Raw genomic sequence first — 16,522 nt, forward strand, 5'->3', positions numbered from 1 at the left:
TCGAGCGGGGTACTACGCGTGGCTGATCTGGTCCCAGCCCTCGACCGACTCCGGAGTACGGGGCGCCGGGCCGGTGTAGATGGCGGCCGGGCGTACCAGCTTACCGAGACGCTTCTGCTCGAGGATGTGTGCACACCAGCCGGCGGTGCGGCCACAGGTGAACATGGCAGGCATCATGTGCGCGGGAACCTCGGCGAAGTCGAGGATGACGGCGGCCCAGAACTCGACGTTGGTCTCGATCGCGCGATCGGGACGACGCTCACGCAGTTCTGCCAGTGCAGCCTGCTCGAGAGCTGCGGCAGCTTCGTAGCGGGGAGCGTTGAGGCGCTTCGCGGTAGCGCGAAGCACGCGAGCACGGGGATCTTCGGCGCGGTAGACGCGGTGTCCGAAGCCCATGAGCTTTTCCTTGCGGTCGAGGATTCCCTTGACCAGTGCGCGGGCGTCGCCGGTCTTCTCGGTCTCTTCGATCATCGGAAGAACGCGGGCCGGTGCGCCGCCGTGCAGCGGGCCGGACATCGCGCCGATGGCGCCGGAAAGCGAGGCAGCGACGTCGGCGCCGGTGGAGGCGATGACGCGGGCCGTGAAGGTGGAGGCGTTCATGCCGTGCTCGGCTGCCGAGACCCAGTACGCGTCGATTGCCTCGACGTGTGCCGGATCAGGCTCACCCTTCCAGCGAACCATGAAGCGCTCGGTGACCGTCTTGGCCTCGTCGATGCGGCTCTGTGGGACTGCAGGCTGGTAGATGCCGCGAGCGGACTGCGCGACGTACGACAGTGCCATGACGGATGCGCGGGCGAGCTGGTCGCGGGCGGTCTCGTCATCGATGTCGAGGAGCGGCTGGTATCCCCAGATTGGAGCCAGCATCGCCAGTCCGGCCTGGACGTCGACACGGACGTCGCCGGTGTGAATGGGGAGGGGGAAGGGCTCGGCCGGCGGGAGGCCGGGGCCGAAGCGGCCGTCGACGAGAAGGGCCCATACGTTGCCGAAGGTGACCCTCTGGCCGACCAGGTCTTCGATGTCGACTCCGCGGTAGCGCAGTGCGCCGCCGTCCTTGTCGGGTTCTGCGATATCGCTGGTGAAGGCGACGACGCCTTCGAGTCCGCTCACAAAATCGTCCGGTATTGCTGCGCTCGCTGCCATTCTCGTGGACTCTCCTCGTTCGAGTGCGCCAGGTCTACAGTCGCACTGCCTCAGCTTCAGTGACTGCGCCTCGGTGCTCGCAGGGATGAGCACGCACCGTGTTTTGTACTGCGCAATCGTCTCGTCCCGATTCGGTTGCTGTCGCTGGTGCGGCTCGCGGTCCGGGTCGGGTCTAGCCACGGCAAACTTTAGCGCGTGCCGCGTAGCCGTTGGCCAGTGAGTACCCGGGAGTAGCGTTCTCGGCTGTGTCGAATGAACGTCAGGACCCGCAGGCGGTGGACAACGAACTCGCGGCCATGCGTGTGGGCTATCCGCAAGCAGGCAGCGAATCGGAGTCCGTCGAGGACCGCATGAGTGCGGAATTGGATACCTCGGTCGTCGAGACCGGTTGGCTGCCCCTCATGCGTCAATGGCTTGTGGACGCCGTCGAAGCTGACGCGCCGGAGCCCAACGCCATGACTCTGTCGACGGTGGACGACGGTGGCCGTCCGGCGTCGCGGACCGTGCTCTGCAAAGGGCTCAGCGAAGACGGTGTCCTCTTCTTCACCAACTACGGATCCGACAAGGCTCGTCACCTCGACGCGCACCCGTACGCGTCGGCCAACTTCACGTGGCTGACCCTTGCCAGGCAGGTGATCGTCCGCGGCACCACCGAGCGCGTGAGTGCTCAACTGACGCAGGAGTATTGGCGAACCAGGCCTCGTGGATCGCAGCTCGGCGCGTGGGCGTCGTCGCAGTCTCGTCCGATCGACTCGCGTGCCGATCTCGACGAGCAACTGCGTGAGGTCGCCGCCCGATTCGGCGTGGACGGTGAAATTCCGGTGCCACCGAACTGGGGCGGGATTCTGATTCGGCCCGAGTCCGTCGAGTTCTGGCAAGGACGCGCCAACCGCATGCACAATCGAGTTCGCACGAGCCTGGTCGACGGACAGTGGTCCGCCGTCCGTCTCCAGCCGTGAGTCGGTTACTCGCGGACACGACTCCGCTCGAGAATCGCGACTATCGACGGCTGTGGACGGCCGGCATCGTCACCGTCATCGGCGCTCAGCTCAGTGTGGTCGCCGTACCGCAACAGGTGTACGAGATCACCCGAAGCTCGGCCTACGTCGGTCTGACGGGAATCTTCGGTCTGGTCCCGCTGGTCGTTTTCGGTCTGTGGGGCGGCGCACTGGCCGACGTCATGGATCGACGACGGCTGTTGATGATCACCTCGATCGGACTCGGTGTCACGTCGGTGCTGTTCTGGATCCAGGCTGCTCTGAACGTGAACAACGTGTGGTTGGTGCTCGGATTGTTCTCGGTTCAACAGGCGTTCTTCGCGGTGAACCAACCGACGCGAGCGGCGATCATCCCTCGGTTGATTCCGGGCAGGCAGTTACCTGCCGCGAACTCGCTGAACATGACTGTCGTGCAGTTCGGTGCAATAGCCGGCCCGCTACTGGCGGGTGTCCTCATACCGTCGGCCGGTCTGCAACTGCTGTACCTGCTCGACTCGATCTTTCTGATCGCCACGTTGTGGGCAGTATGGAAGCTCCCGGCGATTCCGCCGACCGGCACGTCTCGGCGGGCCGGGCTGAGCGAGGTCCTCGGCGGTTTCACGTATCTCGCGACGCAGAAGGTTCTGCTCGCGTCGTTCGTGGTGGACATCATCGCGATGGTGTTCGGGATGTCGCGAGCGCTGTTCCCGGAAATCGCACACGAATCCTTCGGTGACCCCGCCAGCGGCGGTTTTGCGCTCGGACTGCTGTTCGCAGCGATGTCGGTGGGAGCCGTTCTGGGCGGAGTGTTCTCGGGTTGGTTGCCACGGGTTCAGTACCAGGGGCGGGCCGTGCTGGTCTGCATCGCGCTGTGGGGGCTGTCCATGGTCGGCTTCGGCGTAGCGGTGTACTTCGCGAGTCCCGGTTCCAGTGTGATTCTGCTCTGGGTGGCGGTTGCATTCCTGGCATTCGGCGGCGCCGTCGACATGGTCTCGGCCGCATTCCGCAGCACGATGCTTCAGCAAGTGGCAACCGATGACATGCGCGGACGACTGCAGGGCGTGTTCATCGTGGTCGTGGCAGGTGGTCCGCGCATCGGTGACGTCCTGCACGGCGGTGCGGCCTTCCTGTTCGGGACCGGTGTCGCGGCAGCGGGCGGCGGCTTCCTGGTGATTGTCGGTGTTGTCCTTTCTGCCCTCGCATTTCCGGCGTTCGTTCGCTACAAGGTGGGACGCGCCGTCTGACGTCCTGGTTAACCGGTCGCTCGTGGTGGAAACTGGTACGTATGACTGCGCCGCACAGCACGGGTAGGGGAGGGTTCGAGATCCGTGGTGGCGGCTATCGAGCCGAGATCGCCGCGGCCGGTGCCGGGTTGCGGCTTCTCGGCCACGAAGGTCCGAACGGTCAGCGCGCGCTGACCGAGACCTGGGCGCTCGGATCGAAGCCACCGCTGTCGGCCGGATTGGTTCTCGCGCCGTGGCCCAACCGAATTCGCGACGGGCACTTCATGTTCGACGGCATCGAGCATCAACTCGAGATCACCGAACCTGCGCTGGGGAACGCGAGCCACGGGTTCGTCCGTCGTCGCAATTGGAGCCTCGTGGACCACACCTACGAGCGCGTCGAACTGTCGGTGGACGTCGGACTGCACAAGGGTTGGCCGTATCCGTTGCAGCTGACGATCGCCTATGAGGTCGGTGCCGACGGGTTGACCGTCACGCATACGGCCACGAACAAGGGTGCGACCTCGTCTCCGTTCGGGCTCGGAATGCACACTTTCATTCGCGCCGGCGACTTTCCGCTCGACGAATGTGCGCTGCATCTGGCCGCAGGCACGCGGTTGCCGATCGATCCGGCGAGGATGCTGCCGAATGCGTATTCGCAGGCAGTCGCCGGTACGGATTACGACTTCCGGGCACCGAGACTGCTCGACGGGGTTCAGTTGGACACGCCGTACAGCGCATTGGACGTCGTCGACGGCAGTGGTCGGACGCAACATGAGCTGCTGGCTCCGGATGGAACGGGCACTGCCCTGTGGACCAACCGCGAGTTCCCGTGGATTCAGGCCTTCATCGCAGATCCCGCCAACGACAAGGGGTATCCCGATCGCGGCCGCGCATTGGCTTTGGAACCGATGACCTGCCCGCCTGACGCCTTCAATTCGGGCATCGACCTCCTGGTGCTTCACCCGGGGCAGACGTGGACGGGTAGCTGGGGCATCAAGGCTCTGTGATCCGGCTCTCATACCGTGGGATCGTGTAACGCCGAGTAGGCATCGGCCGATAACAATCGGTTTTCGGTACCTCGTGTCAGTGCTCCGGACGGTCCGACATTGGTCCCATTCTCGGATTGCTGCCGAGATTTGCAGATCAGTGTGGGTAAATGCGCGATTCCGTAGACTGGAGTACCGGTCACGCGAGTGGGAAAACCCAGCCTGGAACGTGTTTCAGTTTCGGTGGGTATGTCGGGTTCGTGAGTACCCGAAAAATAGCCGTGGAGCGACCCTCCTTCGGCACGATCTCTCCCGTGCGACTAGTTTCTAGTTGATCGCATGTAGTTACTCGTTGGTTCGAGCTTGAGAGGGATCCTTCGTGCCCGCTGACAATGACACAAAGCCCACGCTTACTTACCCCGGTGGTGAGTACACGATGTCCATTGCCAGGGCAACAGAGGGCAATGACGGCATCGAGCTGGGAAAGCTGCTGGCCACAACGGGGTACACCACCCTTGACCCCGGTTTTGTGAACACTGCATCCACCAGTTCTGCAATCACCTACATCGACGGTGAGAAGGGAATCCTGCGTTACCGCGGATATCCCATCGAGCAGTTGGCAGGTAAGTCGACGTTCATCGAGGTCAGCTACCTGCTGATCTACGGCGAACTGCCGACCGACGCCCAGCTCGAGTCCTTCACGGACCGCATTCGTCGACACACCCTGCTCCACGAGGACCTCAAGCGGTTCTTCGACGGATTCCCGCGCAACGCTCACCCGATGCCGGTTCTCTCGTCCGCAGTGAACGCACTGTCGGCGTACTACCAGGATTCGCTCGATCCCGAGGATCCGGAGCAGGTGGAACTGTCCACCATCCGTCTTCTTGCGAAGCTGCCGACCATCGCTGCGTACGCGTACAAGAAGTCCGTCGGACAGCCGTTCCTGTACCCGGACAACTCGTTGAACCTGGTCGAGAACTTCATGCGTATGACGTTCGGCTTCCCGGCCGAGCCGTACCAGGGTGATCCCGAGGTCGCCAAGGCACTCGACATGCTGCTGATCCTGCACGCGGACCACGAGCAGAACTGCTCCACGTCGACCGTGCGCATGGTCGGCTCGTCGGACGCCAACCTGTTCACCTCCGTCTCTGCCGGCATCAACGCACTGTGGGGCCCGCTGCACGGTGGCGCGAACCAGGCAGTGCTCGAGATGCTCGACGAGATCAAGGCCAGCGGCAGCACCGCAGCCGAGTTCGTCCGCAAGGTCAAGAACAAGGAAGACGGCGTGAAGCTCATGGGCTTCGGGCACCGCGTCTACCGCAACTACGATCCGCGCGCTGCGCTGGTCCGCGAAACCGCGCACACCATCCTCGCCAAGCTCGGCGGCGACGACGAACTGCTCAACATCGCAATGCAACTCGAAGAGGCCGCCCTCACGGACGACTACTTCATCGAGCGCAAGCTCTACCCGAACGTCGACTTCTACACCGGCCTCATCTACCGCGCGATGGGCTTCCCGCCGCGCATGTTCACGGTGCTGTTCGCCATGGGCCGTCTGCCCGGCTGGATTGCGCACTGGCGTGAAATGCACGAGGATCCGGCTACGAAGATCGGCCGCCCGCGCCAGATCTACACCGGCTACACCGAGCGTGACTACAGAGACATCACGTCCCGCTGACGCGTGACCTAGCGACATCACGTCCCGCTGACGCGTGACCTAGCGATATCACCACCCGCTAGTCTTCTGTACCCAACATTTCGCCTCAACGAGGAGGACCCATGAGTAGCAAGCCCGTAATCGAGTTCCAGGAAGGCCCCGCGCCGACCGATCTGGTCATCAAGGATCTGGTTGTCGGAGAAGGCGCCGAAGCCGTTCCCGGTGGCACCGTCGACGTTCACTACGTCGGTGTCGAGTTCGAGTCCGGTGAAGAGTTCGACTCTTCCTGGAGCCGTGGCGAGTCCATTCAGTTCCCGCTTCGTGGCCTGATCAAGGGTTGGCAGGACGGCATCCCGGGCATGAAGGTCGGCGGACGTCGCCAGCTCACCATTCCGCCGGAGCTGGCATACGGCCCCGCCGGTGCAGGGCACCAGCTTTCCGGCAAGACCTTGGTCTTCGTGATCGATCTGCTGGAAGCCAAGTAATTCACTGTGCGCCTTTATTAACCCCCCGCGGTTAATAAAGGCGCACAGCACAAGCAGCCCCGCACCGTCAGGTGTGGGGCTTTCTTGTGTGGTCAGCTCGCGGTCTTTCGTCGGTAGAGCCAGTTCGACCACACGAATCCCGCGGCGGCGATGCCCAGGCACCACGCGAGGGCGATGGCCGCGCTGTTCCCGATCGGCGTGCCCATCAGGAGTCCGCGCACCGTCTCGATGATCGGGGTTACCGGTTGGTGCCGGGCAAATCCCTGCAGCCATGACGGCATTGTCTCAGCCGGTACGAAAGCAGTGCTGACGTAGGGCAGGAACATGATGGCGAAGGTGAATCCGCTTGCAGCCTCCGGGTTCTTGGCCAAGAGCCCCAAAGCTGTCGAGAGGTACGACATGGCAAAGACGAAGGCGACGATCACAGCGGCGACGCCGAGCCAGCGCAACGGATCGCTGGTCGGGCGAAATCCCATGATCAGCGCAACGACGACCACGATCGCCGTAGTCAGGACGTTGCGGACGACGCTGGCCAGTACATGACCGGTCAGGACCGACGACGGAGAGATCGCCAAGGTCCGGAAACGGTCGATGATCCCGTCCTTCATGTCGCTCGAGACGCTGACCGCGGTGGTCGAGGCGCCGAATCCGGCGCACAGAAGGATGATTCCTGGCACGACGTAGTCGATGTACTCGCTACCGGTGTTGATGGCGCCGCCGAAGACGTAGACGAACAGCAGCATGAGCATGACCGGAAGGGCTATCGCGGTGATCATCGAATCCGGACTGCGCAGAACGTGTTTGAGATTCCGGCGGAGCATCACCGCGGAATCGATTGCAATGGTGGAGGTCATCGAACGCTCGCAATCTCGGGTTGGCCTGATCCGGTGAGCGCGAAGAACACGTCGTCCAGATCCGGAGTGTGAACGGAGAACTTCTCGACGGTGATCGACGGATCGTCGATCGAGTCGAGGATGGCTTTGATCGACGGAACCGCCCCGTCGGAAGGGATGTGCAGGGTCAAGGTCTCGGCATTCGAATGCGCCTGCGGCAGTGATGCCGCGGCGAGTTCGAGTTGGGCCAGGTTCTCGAATTGCAGAGCGACATGGCCGCCGGGAACAAGGCGTTTGAGTTCGTCCGGTGTTCCCTCGGCGACGAGGCGACCGCCGCTCAGCACGCCGACTGTATCGGCCAATTCGTCTGCCTCGTCGAGGTATTGGGTGGTGAGGAAGATGGTGACGCCTGACGCTGTGAGTCCTCGAACGATCGACCACATTTCGTGGCGGCTTCGCGGGTCCAGGCCGGTGGTGGGTTCGTCGAGAAAGACGACGTCCGGTCGGGCGACGAGGCTCATTGCGATGTCGAGTCGTCTGAGCATGCCGCCCGAGTAGTCGCCGGCGCGTTTGTCGCCGAAGTCCGTCAAATCGAACTGGTCGAGCAATTCCTCGGCACGGCGACGGGAGTTCTTCCGGCCCAGGTGATTCAGTTCGCCCAGTAGGGTCAGATTCTCGAATCCGGTCAGCAAGGTGTCGACGGCTGCGTACTGCCCGGTCACGCTGATGCGCCGCCGAACATTCTGTGGATCTCCGGGCAGTGAATGCCCCGCGACCGTGACCTCGCCTCCGTCGAAGGGGATGAGGGTGGTGAGAATTCTTACGGCCGTGGTCTTTCCGGCGCCGTTCGCGCCGAGGAGTGCGTACACCGATCCGGCCGGGACCGACAGGTCGAGTCCACCCAGTACTTGTTGATCGCCGTAGCGCTTACGGAGTCCGCGGACCGAGATTGCTGGGATCGTTCCTGACATCGAGACCTCCAAGTAAGAACTGTGTATGTCATAAACTCGTGTTTATAGCGTACACAGTTCTAGGATGATGGCAAGAGCGAAGAGTGGGAGCTTATGGATCGCGGAGCGCTACCGAGAGCAGTTGAACTGGCCTGGGGACTGGACCAGCCGGGAACGCGGGGTCCCAAGAAGGGGCTCAGTCTCGAGCAAATTCTCGACACCGCGATCGAGTTGGCCGACGCGGAAGGTGTCACGGCTCTGTCGATGGGCCGCGTGGCCAAAGCGCTCGGGTTCACGACCATGTCGCTCTACCGCTACGTGGCAAGCAAAGACGAACTGATCGAACTGATTTCGGATCGGGTGATCGGGCCACCGCCGGTGATTCCCGACGGCGTGACCTGGCGCGTCAAGCTCGAGGCGTGGGCGAATCAGGAGTATGTCACGATGCTGAGTCGACCGTGGTGGCTCAAGCTGCCCATCACGGCTCCACCGGCCGGGCCTAACAACATGGCGTGGCTCGACGCGGGTCTGAGCGCCCTCGACGGTGTCGCCCTGAGTGCCGCGTCGAAGTTCCAGGTGGTGACCAACGTGTCGTTGTTCGTCATCGGCCGCGCCCGATTCTCGGCTGACCTGGCTACTCGTTCAGCGCAGTCGGAAGATGACGACGTCGCATACGGTGCTCTCATTGCTCGTGTCATCAATCGGGAGGAATTCCCCCACCTGAGTGCCGCAATCGAGGAGGGTGGCTTCGAGGACGGCAGCCCGGAGGGTGAGGCCGCCGGCGACGATGCCTTCGATTTCAGTTTCTCGCTTGGCTTACTGCTCGACGGAATCGAGAAGCTGGTGCAGCGGTCAGGACACCAGCGCGGTGGCACTGACGTCGTCGATGATCAGGTCGGTGATCAGCCCGCCCCGTAGTGCGCCCTCCAGCGCGGGCAGTTTTGCTGTTCCGGCGACGATGCACACGCGCCTGGCGACCTTCTCGAAAAGGTCCAGTCGTGGGCCGCTCGCGCGCTCGTTGAGTTCGATTCCGCGGTAGCTCCCGTCTGACCGGAAGAACACGGTTGCGATGTCGCCGACTACTCCGTCGCGTCGAAGTGCTTCTGCTTCATCGGGTTCGAGGTATCCGGCGGTGTAGACGTGACTCGGGACGTTGCCGCCCGGTACGCCGATGCTGAAGACTGCCAGGTCCATTCGCTTTTGCATGTCCAGTACGCGTTTAATACTTCGTTCGCGCCACAACTGCTCCCGGGTCTCCGGGTAGTCGAAGAATGCGGGGACCGGAAATCCTTGGGGGAGAGCGCCGTAGGCGTCGGCGATGGTTCTGATGATGTCGCTGGCGTACGAGATTCCGGTGGTGCGAGTATTCGCGGCGCCGTTGAGTTGCACGACGTACGAGTTGTACGTGCGTTTGGGGGCAAGGTGCTTGCTGACTTCACTGAGAGTGGTTCCCCAGGCGATCCCCATCACCATGTCGCTGTCGAAGAACGACGCGAGCAGGCGTCCGGCAAAGGTTGCGACCTTCTCGAGTCGCTCGAGATCGCCCACCAGTTCCGGCACCGTCACCACGTGGGCACGCACTCCGTACCGTTCCGAGAACTCGCGTTCGATGCGAGGAGCCTGGCCGTGCGGGGTGCTGATCTTGATCTCGACGAGGCCTGAGGTGCGCGCGTAGGTGATCAATCGGGAGACGGTGGATCGGGACACCCCCATGTCGCGGCCGATGGCAGCCATGGTCTGGTCCTGGAAGTAATAGAGGCGTGCGGCCTGAACGGCGTCGGCGATGCGAGGGTCCGCCGGATCGGAGGTAGCGGAGTCGGAAGTGGGAGTTTCCATGGGTTCGTCCTGTCTGCACGTACGTGCAAGAGCACTGAACCGAATCTTATCCGAGTAGAACCAGGTTGAGCCGCTCGATCACGCAAAGTCCCAGAGGTGTGTCTGTTACCCGCGTTACGGTGCGCAAAAGACGCATTTGCACATATGTGCACGAGCTATGCGTGAATGTGCAATGGGCTTTACGCTACGGGTGCAGCAATCCAAACTATGACATGCATCACAACGAAGTGAGGGTGGGGATGGAGAAAGCCAAGCGATTGGGGCTTCCAGGCGAGTTGGCAGCCGAGTTCGCCGGAACGATGATCTTGATCTTGTTCGGCGTCGGAGTTGTGGCGCAGGTTGTGTCCGGCGGGAGCGGTGGGGGTCTCGGCGGACACGACAGTATTGCGTGGGCCTGGGGACTCGGCGTCATGTTCGGCATCTATGTCGCAGGCCGGGTGACGGGTGCTCATCTGAACCCCGCAGTGACCTTCGCCTTCGCGATCTTCCGGGGATTCTCCTGGCGCAAGGTGCTGCCGTACACCCTGGCGCAGACCGCTGGAGCCTTTGTCGCCGCGTTGATAGTCCGGTGGAATTACAACGACATGCTCAATGCGATCGATCCCGGACACACAACCGCCACCCAGACGATCTTCTCGACGATGCCCGGAAACGGAACGCTTCCGGTCAGTCTCGGCTCGGCTCTGATCGATCAGATCATCGGCACCGCCATCCTGTTGTTCCTCATCGTTGCAGTCACCGATTCTCGTGGAACTCCGCCGCTTGCGAATCTCGCGCCGTTTGTCGTCGGATTGATCGTGGTGGGAATCGGATTCGCCTGGGCGACCAACGCGGGGTACGCCATCAACCCGGCGCGCGACTTCGGGCCACGACTGGCGTCCTTCATCACCGGCTACGGCAGCGCCTGGCGAGATCAGTACGGGAGCTTGTATTTCTGGGTGCCCATCGTGGGACCCCTGATCGGCGCTCCGATCGGAGTGTTCCTCTACGACAAGCTGGTTGGAAGATTCCTGCCTGACGACGAGTCGGCGGAGGAAGCGACCGAGGAGCCGGCGTCGATACCGGCGTGACCGCGAAACATTATCTCTGACAGTCAATCTCTCGTACTTTCTTTCGATACCAAAGGGGTAGCACGATGACGCAGTTCGTAGCCGCGATAGACCAGGGAACCACCTCCACACGTTGCATGATCTTCGATCACAGTGGGCACGTAGTCGCTGTCGAACAGCACGAGCACACACAGATCTTTCCGCAGGCAGGCTGGGTCGAACACGATCCGATCGAAATTTGGGACAACGTCCGCAACGTCACCGCGGGCGCTTTGGCAAACGCAGACCTGACCGCGGCCGATATCGCGTCCGTCGGCATCACCAATCAGCGTGAGACAGCGGTGGTGTGGGAACGCGCCACCGGAAAACCCGTCTACAACGCAATTGTCTGGCAGGACACACGCACCGATCGAATCTGTACTGCACTCGCCGGCGAGGACGGGCCGAAGAAGTACACCGAAGTCACCGGATTGCCGTTGGCCACGTACTTCTCGGGTCCCAAGGTCAAGTGGATTCTCGACAACGTCGAGGGTGCGCGTGAGAAGGCCGACGCAGGAGAGTTGTGCTTCGGCACGATGGACACCTGGGTGCTGTGGAACATGACCGGCGGCGTCGACGGCGGAGTGCACGCAACCGACCCCACCAATGCGTCGCGCACCCTGTTGATGGATCTCGACACTCTCGCTTGGGATTCGGCGATCTGCGCCGACATGGGCATCCCCGAATCGATGCTCCCCGAGATTCGCAGCTCGTCCGAAACCTTCGGATTCGTACGCGAACGCGGAACGTTGTCCGGCGTCCCGATCGCCGGAATCCTCGGCGATCAGCAAGCAGCGACTTTCGGTCAGGCCTGCCTCTCACCCGGAGAAGCGAAGAACACCTACGGAACCGGCAACTTCGTGCTCCTCAACACCGGCACCGAAAAGGTGATGAGCAAGAACGGTTTGTTGACTACGGTCTGCTACAAGATCGGTGAGCAGCCAACGGTTTACGCGCTGGAAGGATCGATCGCCGTGACCGGTTCGCTGGTCCAGTGGCTTCGGGACAACCTCGGCATGATCGACAACGCGGCCGACATCGAGGTCAATGCGCGCTCTGTGGACGACAACGGTGGCGCGTACTTCGTGCCTGCGTTCTCGGGTCTGTTCGCACCGCACTGGCGCGCGGATGCCCGCGGTGCCATCGTCGGTCTGACCCGGTTCGTGAACAAGGGGCACCTTGCCCGGGCGGTACTCGAAGCGACTGCGTACCAGAGCCGTGAGGTGATCGAGGCGATGAACCTCGACTCGGGCGTCGACTTGAAGGTACTCAAGGTCGACGGCGGAATGGTCGCGAACGAACTCCTCATGCAATTCCAGGCCGATCTGCTCGACGTCGAGGTGATCCGCCCTGTCGTTGCGGAGACCACGGCATTGGGCGCTGCGTACGCCGCTGGTCTCGCGGTCGGGTACTGGGAGAGCGAGGACGACATTCGCAGCAACTGGGCGAAGGACAAGAGCTGGACGCCGTCGATGGATTCGGCCGAGCGTGAGCGGCTGTACGCAGGCTGGCAGAAAGCCGTCACTCGGACACTCGACTGGGTCGACGCAGACTGATAGCGGCGCCCGAATTTCTACCTATTTTCAAGTGAAGGAACCCTTTTCATGAGCACAGCACAAGCATTGAGTCCGTCCTCGCGTGCGGAGTCGTTGAAGAAGTTGGAAGAAACCGAACTCGACGTCCTGGTCATCGGCGGTGGCGTGGTCGGCGCGGGTAGCGCGCTCGATGCCGCAACTCGTGGTCTGAAGGTCGGCTTGGTGGAGGCTCGTGACTTCGCGTCCGGAACCTCGAGCAGGTCCAGCAAGTTGTTCCACGGCGGACTGCGTTACCTGGAGCAGTTCAATTTTGCGCTCGTGTTCGAGGCACTGCGTGAGCGTTCGCTGGTTCTGAACTCGCTGTGCCCGCATCTCGCGAAGCCGGTGCCGTTCATCTACCCGCTCGAGAAGTTGATCGACCGGCCGTACGTCGGTCTGGGCATCGGCGTCTACGACGTGATGGGCGCAGGCCGCGGGGTTCCCTCACACCACAAGCATGTGGGAAAGAAGAAGACTCTCGAGTCGTTCCCTTCCGGAAAGCGCTCTGCTATCAGGGGTTCGGTCAAGTTCTACGAGGGCCAGGTAGATGACGCCCGCCACACGATGATGCTGGCGCGCACAGCAGCCGAATACGGCGCACTGTGCGTGAACAGCACCCGCGTAATCGGTTTTCTCCGTGAGGAGGACCGCGTTGTCGGAGTGAAGGCAGTGGATCTGGAAACGGGTCGCGCGTTCGAGATCCGTGCTCGTCAGGTCATCAACGCCGCCGGGGTCTGGACCGACGAGATCCAGGAAATGGTCGGTGGGCGAGGACAATTCCAGGTTCGCGCTTCGAAAGGTGTGCACCTGGTCGTCCCGCGAAACCGCATCAACTCCTCTACCGGAATCATCACGCGGACCGAGAAGAGTCTGCTGTTCGTGATCCCGTGGGGAAGCCACTGGATCATCGGTACGACGGACACCGACTGGAACCTCGACCTCGCGCATCCGGCAGCGAGCCGAAGCGATATCGACTACATCCTCGGACATGTCAACAAGCTGCTCCAGGACGAGTTGACGCACGAGGATGTTGTCGGTGTGTACGCGGGACTGCGTCCGTTGTTGTTCGGCGAATCGGACTCGACCAGCACTCTCTCGCGTGAGCACGCGGTGTCGAGTCCGGTTCGAGGGTTGACGGTGGTCGCCGGTGGCAAGTACACGACCTACCGCGTGATGGCCAAGGACGCAGTCGATTCCGCGGTACACGGACTCGAACAGAAGGTGCCGAAATCCTGCACCGAGCGTATCCAACTGGTGGGTGCCGACGGTTATTTTGCCGCACACAACAATCGGCATCTCACCGCTGAGCGCACCGGGCTCCACGTTTCGACCGTCGAGCACCTACTCGGGCGGTACGGCACTTTGGCTGACGAGTTGTTCGAACTCATCGAGGCGAGGCCTGAACTGGGGCAGCCGTTGGACTCCGCCCCTGAGTACCTCAAGGCGGAGATTCACTACGCCGCGAGTCACGAGGGTGCGCAGCATCTCGACGACATCCTCACCCGTCGTACCCGCATCTCCATCGAGGTGACCGACCGCGGCGACGCGGCAGCCGCGGAAGTAGCCGAACTGGTTGCGCCGGTGCTGGGTTGGACTCCGGAGCACATTGCCGAGGAGATCGAACACTACCGGTTGCGTGTTGCAGCCGAGCGGGAATCGCAGGAGCAGCCCGATGACCTGACCGCTGATGCGGCGCGCCTTGGTGCACCGGACGTTCGCACCGGAGTCGCTGTCGGACAGGTTTGAACCTGAGACACCACTGATCGGCCGGGGCACTGCGTCCCGGCCGATCGGCCGAACTGGCTCGGTGTCAAGCGAACTCGTCTGGCGGGCATTCGGGGAGGTCGATCGTCACCACAGCGCCGCCGTTCGGATGGTTCGAGAAGTTGATACGAGCGCCGATGACCGCCGCTTGCCCGACTACGATTGTCAAGCCGAGGCCCAGGCCCGAGTTCGGGCCGCGTTCGACGCAATCGGTCTGAAATCTCCTCGGCCCCTGACGAAGCCACTCTTCAGTGAAGCCGCTGCCCCGATCCCGCACCGTGATGCGGGAGTGGTCGACGTCGACATTGATCGGCGGCTTTCCGTGATTTTGTGCATTCAAGATCAGGTTGGCGATGATCCGCTCGAGCCGACGTGCGTCGGTGTACGACACAGGCGTCCGGTGCACTCTCACTTCGCACTCCACCCCGGTGGTGGAAATCGCGTGGTGAACCACCGGTGCCAGTTCCACCGATTGGATGTCAGCCTGCTCGGACGTGGTGTCGAGGCGGGCCACTTCGATGACGTCCTCGGCAAGCCTCCTGAGTTTATGGACGCCGTCGCGCACTAATTCGGTAGGCCTACCTGGCGGCAGAAGCTCTGCGGCGCCGACCAGTCCGGAGATGGGTGTCCTGAGATCATGCGCGATGTTGGCTGTCACGCGCTTCTCGGCGTCCAATTGTCCCCGCAGCGCATCCGACATCGCGTCGACCGCATCCGCCAGCTCGGTGATCTCGTCGTCGAAAAGCGACCAGGTGACCGATCGGACGCGGATGTTCGCTCCGGTGGACACTTTGCGAGCCGCACGGGCGGCCGAGCGCAATCGATACGACATCGCGAGTCCAAGCAGCACACCCAGGACGGCACCCGCTGCGATCACTGCGATGGTGGCATTGCGAAGTGTCCGATCAACGCTGGCGATCGATTCCCGCTGCGCGGTGTACGGGACGCGAATCGCCACCACCTGAGTGTTGACGTCGGCAGCAGCCCAGACAAATGGCTGGTCCCCGCTGTTGACAAGGTAGGTGGCACGTTTGCCGCCTGCCACGGCCTGACGCAACTCTTCCGGAACGTCGAGACCATCTGTGGTGGCGCGGAACAGCGCACGCATGCTGCCCGTTTCGTCCTGCAACACCAGTTGGAGATTGCGATCAGCTGCCGCCCGCGCTGCATCCTCTTGGTTGTGTGAAAAGGTTTGATGCATCACGGTACTGAGCGTGATCGAGGCGACGGCAATCACGAACGTGATCGCTGCAGCGATCTTCCACTGAAACGACAACCGCCTCCCGGTGGACGGGAGCTTGGCGGCGAGATCCCGCGATCTCACCGATGGTTGTCCATCGTGTAGCCGAACCCCCGGACGGTTCGGATCTGTTCGGAGCCGATCTTCGTGCGCAATCGCTGAACGTGAACGTCGACGATGCGCGTATCGCCGCCCCAGTCGTAATCCCAGACGTCCGAGAGCAGTTCGGAGCGAGACCAGACTTTGCGCGGCACACTTACCATGACCAGGAGCAGCTTCATTTCAGTGGGGGTGAGTGCCACTTCGGCGCCCGAACGCGTGACGGTCACCAACTCGCGATCGATCTCCAGATCGCCGAGAGTCACGATGTCTTTCTCCGTACCGGAATGGGATTCGACCCGCCGGAGCACACTTCGGATACGGGCCACCAGGACACCGCTGTCGAAGGGCTTGGTGACGTAGTCGTCGGCACCGGCTTCCAATCCGAGAACGATGTCGACCGGGTCGTCGCGCGCGGACAGCATGATGACCGGCACCGACAGTTCCTCACGAATGCGTCGGCACAGGCTGATTCCGTTCAGGTCGGGAAGCATCACGTCGAGGACGGCGATATCCGGCTTGGCGTCGACCGCCAAATCCATTCCGGTCAACCCACCCGATGCGGTGATCACCCGAAACCCGTTGCGTTCGAGATTCAATTGCGTTGCTTCGCGGATGACAGCGTCGTCTTCGACCAGCAAAATCAACGGATCGGTCATCGGCCTTC

General features: G+C 62.4%; 15 protein-coding genes. 9 read left to right on the forward strand and 6 right to left on the reverse strand.

Features of this window, described 5'->3' with window-relative positions; all coding sequences use genetic code 11:
- Positions 1–12 precede the first annotated feature (12 nt).
- On the reverse strand, positions 13–1,140 hold the full coding sequence (locus ABX74_RS20220; RefSeq protein ID WP_003940025.1) for a citrate synthase 2: 1,128 nt from the start codon (positions 1,138–1,140) through the stop codon (positions 13–15).
- Between the two features lie 245 nt (positions 1,141–1,385).
- On the opposite strand from ABX74_RS20220, the gene pdxH reads away from it, so the two are divergent.
- The 5 genes from pdxH (at position 1,386) to ABX74_RS20245 (ending at position 6,471) form a co-directional block, all read left to right on the forward strand.
- A complete protein-coding gene (gene pdxH / locus ABX74_RS20225) occupies positions 1,386–2,099 on the forward strand; it encodes a pyridoxamine 5'-phosphate oxidase (RefSeq protein ID WP_007733483.1) in 714 nt (237 codons plus the stop codon).
- The gene (locus ABX74_RS20230; protein WP_019744915.1) at positions 2,096–3,361 is read left to right on the forward strand and encodes an MFS transporter; all 1,266 of its coding nucleotides are present in this window, start codon (positions 2,096–2,098) and stop codon (positions 3,359–3,361) included. The genes pdxH and ABX74_RS20230 overlap by 4 nt, the downstream gene beginning before the upstream one ends.
- A 41-nt stretch (positions 3,362–3,402) precedes the next feature.
- Positions 3,403–4,350 (forward strand): aldose 1-epimerase family protein, encoded by a 948-nt coding sequence (locus tag ABX74_RS20235; RefSeq protein ID WP_047889556.1) that lies wholly within the window; start codon positions 3,403–3,405, stop codon positions 4,348–4,350.
- 358 nt (positions 4,351–4,708) lie between these two features.
- Positions 4,709–6,007 carry a citrate synthase gene (locus tag ABX74_RS20240; protein ID WP_003940509.1) on the forward strand — a complete coding sequence of 433 codons (1,299 nt, stop codon included), beginning with the start codon at positions 4,709–4,711 and terminating at the stop codon, positions 6,005–6,007.
- A 101-nt stretch (positions 6,008–6,108) separates the two neighbouring features.
- Positions 6,109–6,471: an FKBP-type peptidyl-prolyl cis-trans isomerase gene (locus tag ABX74_RS20245; RefSeq protein ID WP_019744913.1), complete on the forward strand. Its 363-nt coding sequence runs from the start codon at positions 6,109–6,111 to the stop codon at positions 6,469–6,471.
- A 92-nt stretch (positions 6,472–6,563) separates the two neighbouring features.
- Here the strand turns inward: ABX74_RS20245 and ABX74_RS20250 are convergent, their stop codons facing one another.
- Positions 6,564–7,325, reverse strand: a complete 762-nt coding sequence (locus ABX74_RS20250; protein WP_019744912.1) for an ABC transporter permease — start codon at positions 7,323–7,325, stop codon at positions 6,564–6,566.
- A complete protein-coding gene (locus ABX74_RS20255; protein ID WP_019744911.1) occupies positions 7,322–8,275 on the reverse strand; it encodes an ATP-binding cassette domain-containing protein in 954 nt (317 codons plus the stop codon). The genes ABX74_RS20250 and ABX74_RS20255 overlap by 4 nt, the downstream gene beginning before the upstream one ends.
- A 93-nt stretch (positions 8,276–8,368) precedes the next feature.
- Here ABX74_RS20255 and ABX74_RS20260 point away from each other — a divergent pair, with 93 nt between their 5' ends.
- Positions 8,369–9,172: a TetR/AcrR family transcriptional regulator gene (locus tag ABX74_RS20260; protein WP_029256013.1), complete on the forward strand. Its 804-nt coding sequence runs from the start codon at positions 8,369–8,371 to the stop codon at positions 9,170–9,172.
- On the opposite strand, the gene ABX74_RS20265 is transcribed toward ABX74_RS20260, so the two are convergent.
- The gene (locus ABX74_RS20265) at positions 9,107–10,090 is read right to left on the reverse strand and encodes a sugar-binding transcriptional regulator (RefSeq protein WP_007733475.1); all 984 of its coding nucleotides are present in this window, start codon (positions 10,088–10,090) and stop codon (positions 9,107–9,109) included. The genes ABX74_RS20260 and ABX74_RS20265 overlap by 66 nt on opposite strands.
- A gap of 239 nt (positions 10,091–10,329) precedes the next feature.
- Between ABX74_RS20265 and ABX74_RS20270 the strand changes: the two genes are divergently transcribed.
- From ABX74_RS20270 to ABX74_RS20280, 3 genes are all read left to right on the forward strand, one after another.
- Complete coding sequence (locus ABX74_RS20270) at positions 10,330–11,160, forward strand: MIP/aquaporin family protein (RefSeq protein WP_021345269.1); 831 nt, start codon at positions 10,330–10,332, stop codon at positions 11,158–11,160.
- 65 nt (positions 11,161–11,225) lie between these two features.
- Positions 11,226–12,734 (forward strand): glycerol kinase GlpK, encoded by a 1,509-nt coding sequence (gene glpK / locus ABX74_RS20275; RefSeq protein WP_020970480.1) that lies wholly within the window; start codon positions 11,226–11,228, stop codon positions 12,732–12,734.
- Positions 12,735–12,782: 48 nt separating this feature from the next.
- On the forward strand, positions 12,783–14,498 hold the full coding sequence (locus ABX74_RS20280; RefSeq protein WP_047889557.1) for a glycerol-3-phosphate dehydrogenase/oxidase: 1,716 nt from the start codon (positions 12,783–12,785) through the stop codon (positions 14,496–14,498).
- Positions 14,499–14,562: 64 nt separating this feature from the next.
- Here the strand turns inward: ABX74_RS20280 and ABX74_RS20285 are convergent, their stop codons facing one another.
- Both ABX74_RS20285 and ABX74_RS20290 read right to left on the reverse strand, forming a co-directional pair.
- Positions 14,563–15,840, reverse strand: a complete 1,278-nt coding sequence (locus ABX74_RS20285) for a sensor histidine kinase (RefSeq protein ID WP_047889558.1) — start codon at positions 15,838–15,840, stop codon at positions 14,563–14,565.
- Complete coding sequence (locus ABX74_RS20290) at positions 15,837–16,514, reverse strand: response regulator transcription factor (protein WP_029256009.1); 678 nt, start codon at positions 16,512–16,514, stop codon at positions 15,837–15,839. Before ABX74_RS20290 ends, ABX74_RS20285 begins: the two co-directional genes overlap by 4 nt.
- Between the last annotated feature and the right edge of the window lie 8 nt (positions 16,515–16,522).

Source organism: Rhodococcus sp. ARP2, from assembly GCF_001029585.1.
Classification (GTDB): Bacteria; Actinomycetota; Actinomycetes; order Mycobacteriales; family Mycobacteriaceae; genus Rhodococcus_F; species Rhodococcus_F erythropolis.

What these genes read in the sequence shown, in the direction of transcription:
- ABX74_RS20235 (WP_047889556.1), top strand. Translation starts at nt 3,403, where the DNA reads ATGACTGCGCCGCACAGCACGGGTAGGGGAGGGTTCGAGATCCGTGGT.
- ABX74_RS20265 (WP_007733475.1), bottom strand. Translation starts at nt 10,090, where the DNA reads ATGGAAACTCCCACTTCCGACTCCGCTACCTCCGATCCGGCGGACCCT.
- ABX74_RS20290 (WP_029256009.1), bottom strand. Translation starts at nt 16,514, where the DNA reads ATGACCGATCCGTTGATTTTGCTGGTCGAAGACGACGCTGTCATCCGC.
- ABX74_RS20250 (WP_019744912.1), bottom strand. Translation starts at nt 7,325, where the DNA reads ATGACCTCCACCATTGCAATCGATTCCGCGGTGATGCTCCGCCGGAAT.
- ABX74_RS20270 (WP_021345269.1), top strand. Translation starts at nt 10,330, where the DNA reads ATGGAGAAAGCCAAGCGATTGGGGCTTCCAGGCGAGTTGGCAGCCGAG.
- ABX74_RS20245 (WP_019744913.1), top strand. Translation starts at nt 6,109, where the DNA reads ATGAGTAGCAAGCCCGTAATCGAGTTCCAGGAAGGCCCCGCGCCGACC.
- ABX74_RS20255 (WP_019744911.1), bottom strand. Translation starts at nt 8,275, where the DNA reads ATGTCAGGAACGATCCCAGCAATCTCGGTCCGCGGACTCCGTAAGCGC.
- ABX74_RS20260 (WP_029256013.1), top strand. Translation starts at nt 8,369, where the DNA reads ATGGATCGCGGAGCGCTACCGAGAGCAGTTGAACTGGCCTGGGGACTG.
- ABX74_RS20220 (WP_003940025.1), bottom strand. Translation starts at nt 1,140, where the DNA reads ATGGCAGCGAGCGCAGCAATACCGGACGATTTTGTGAGCGGACTCGAA.
- ABX74_RS20280 (WP_047889557.1), top strand. Translation starts at nt 12,783, where the DNA reads ATGAGCACAGCACAAGCATTGAGTCCGTCCTCGCGTGCGGAGTCGTTG.
- glpK (WP_020970480.1), top strand. Translation starts at nt 11,226, where the DNA reads ATGACGCAGTTCGTAGCCGCGATAGACCAGGGAACCACCTCCACACGT.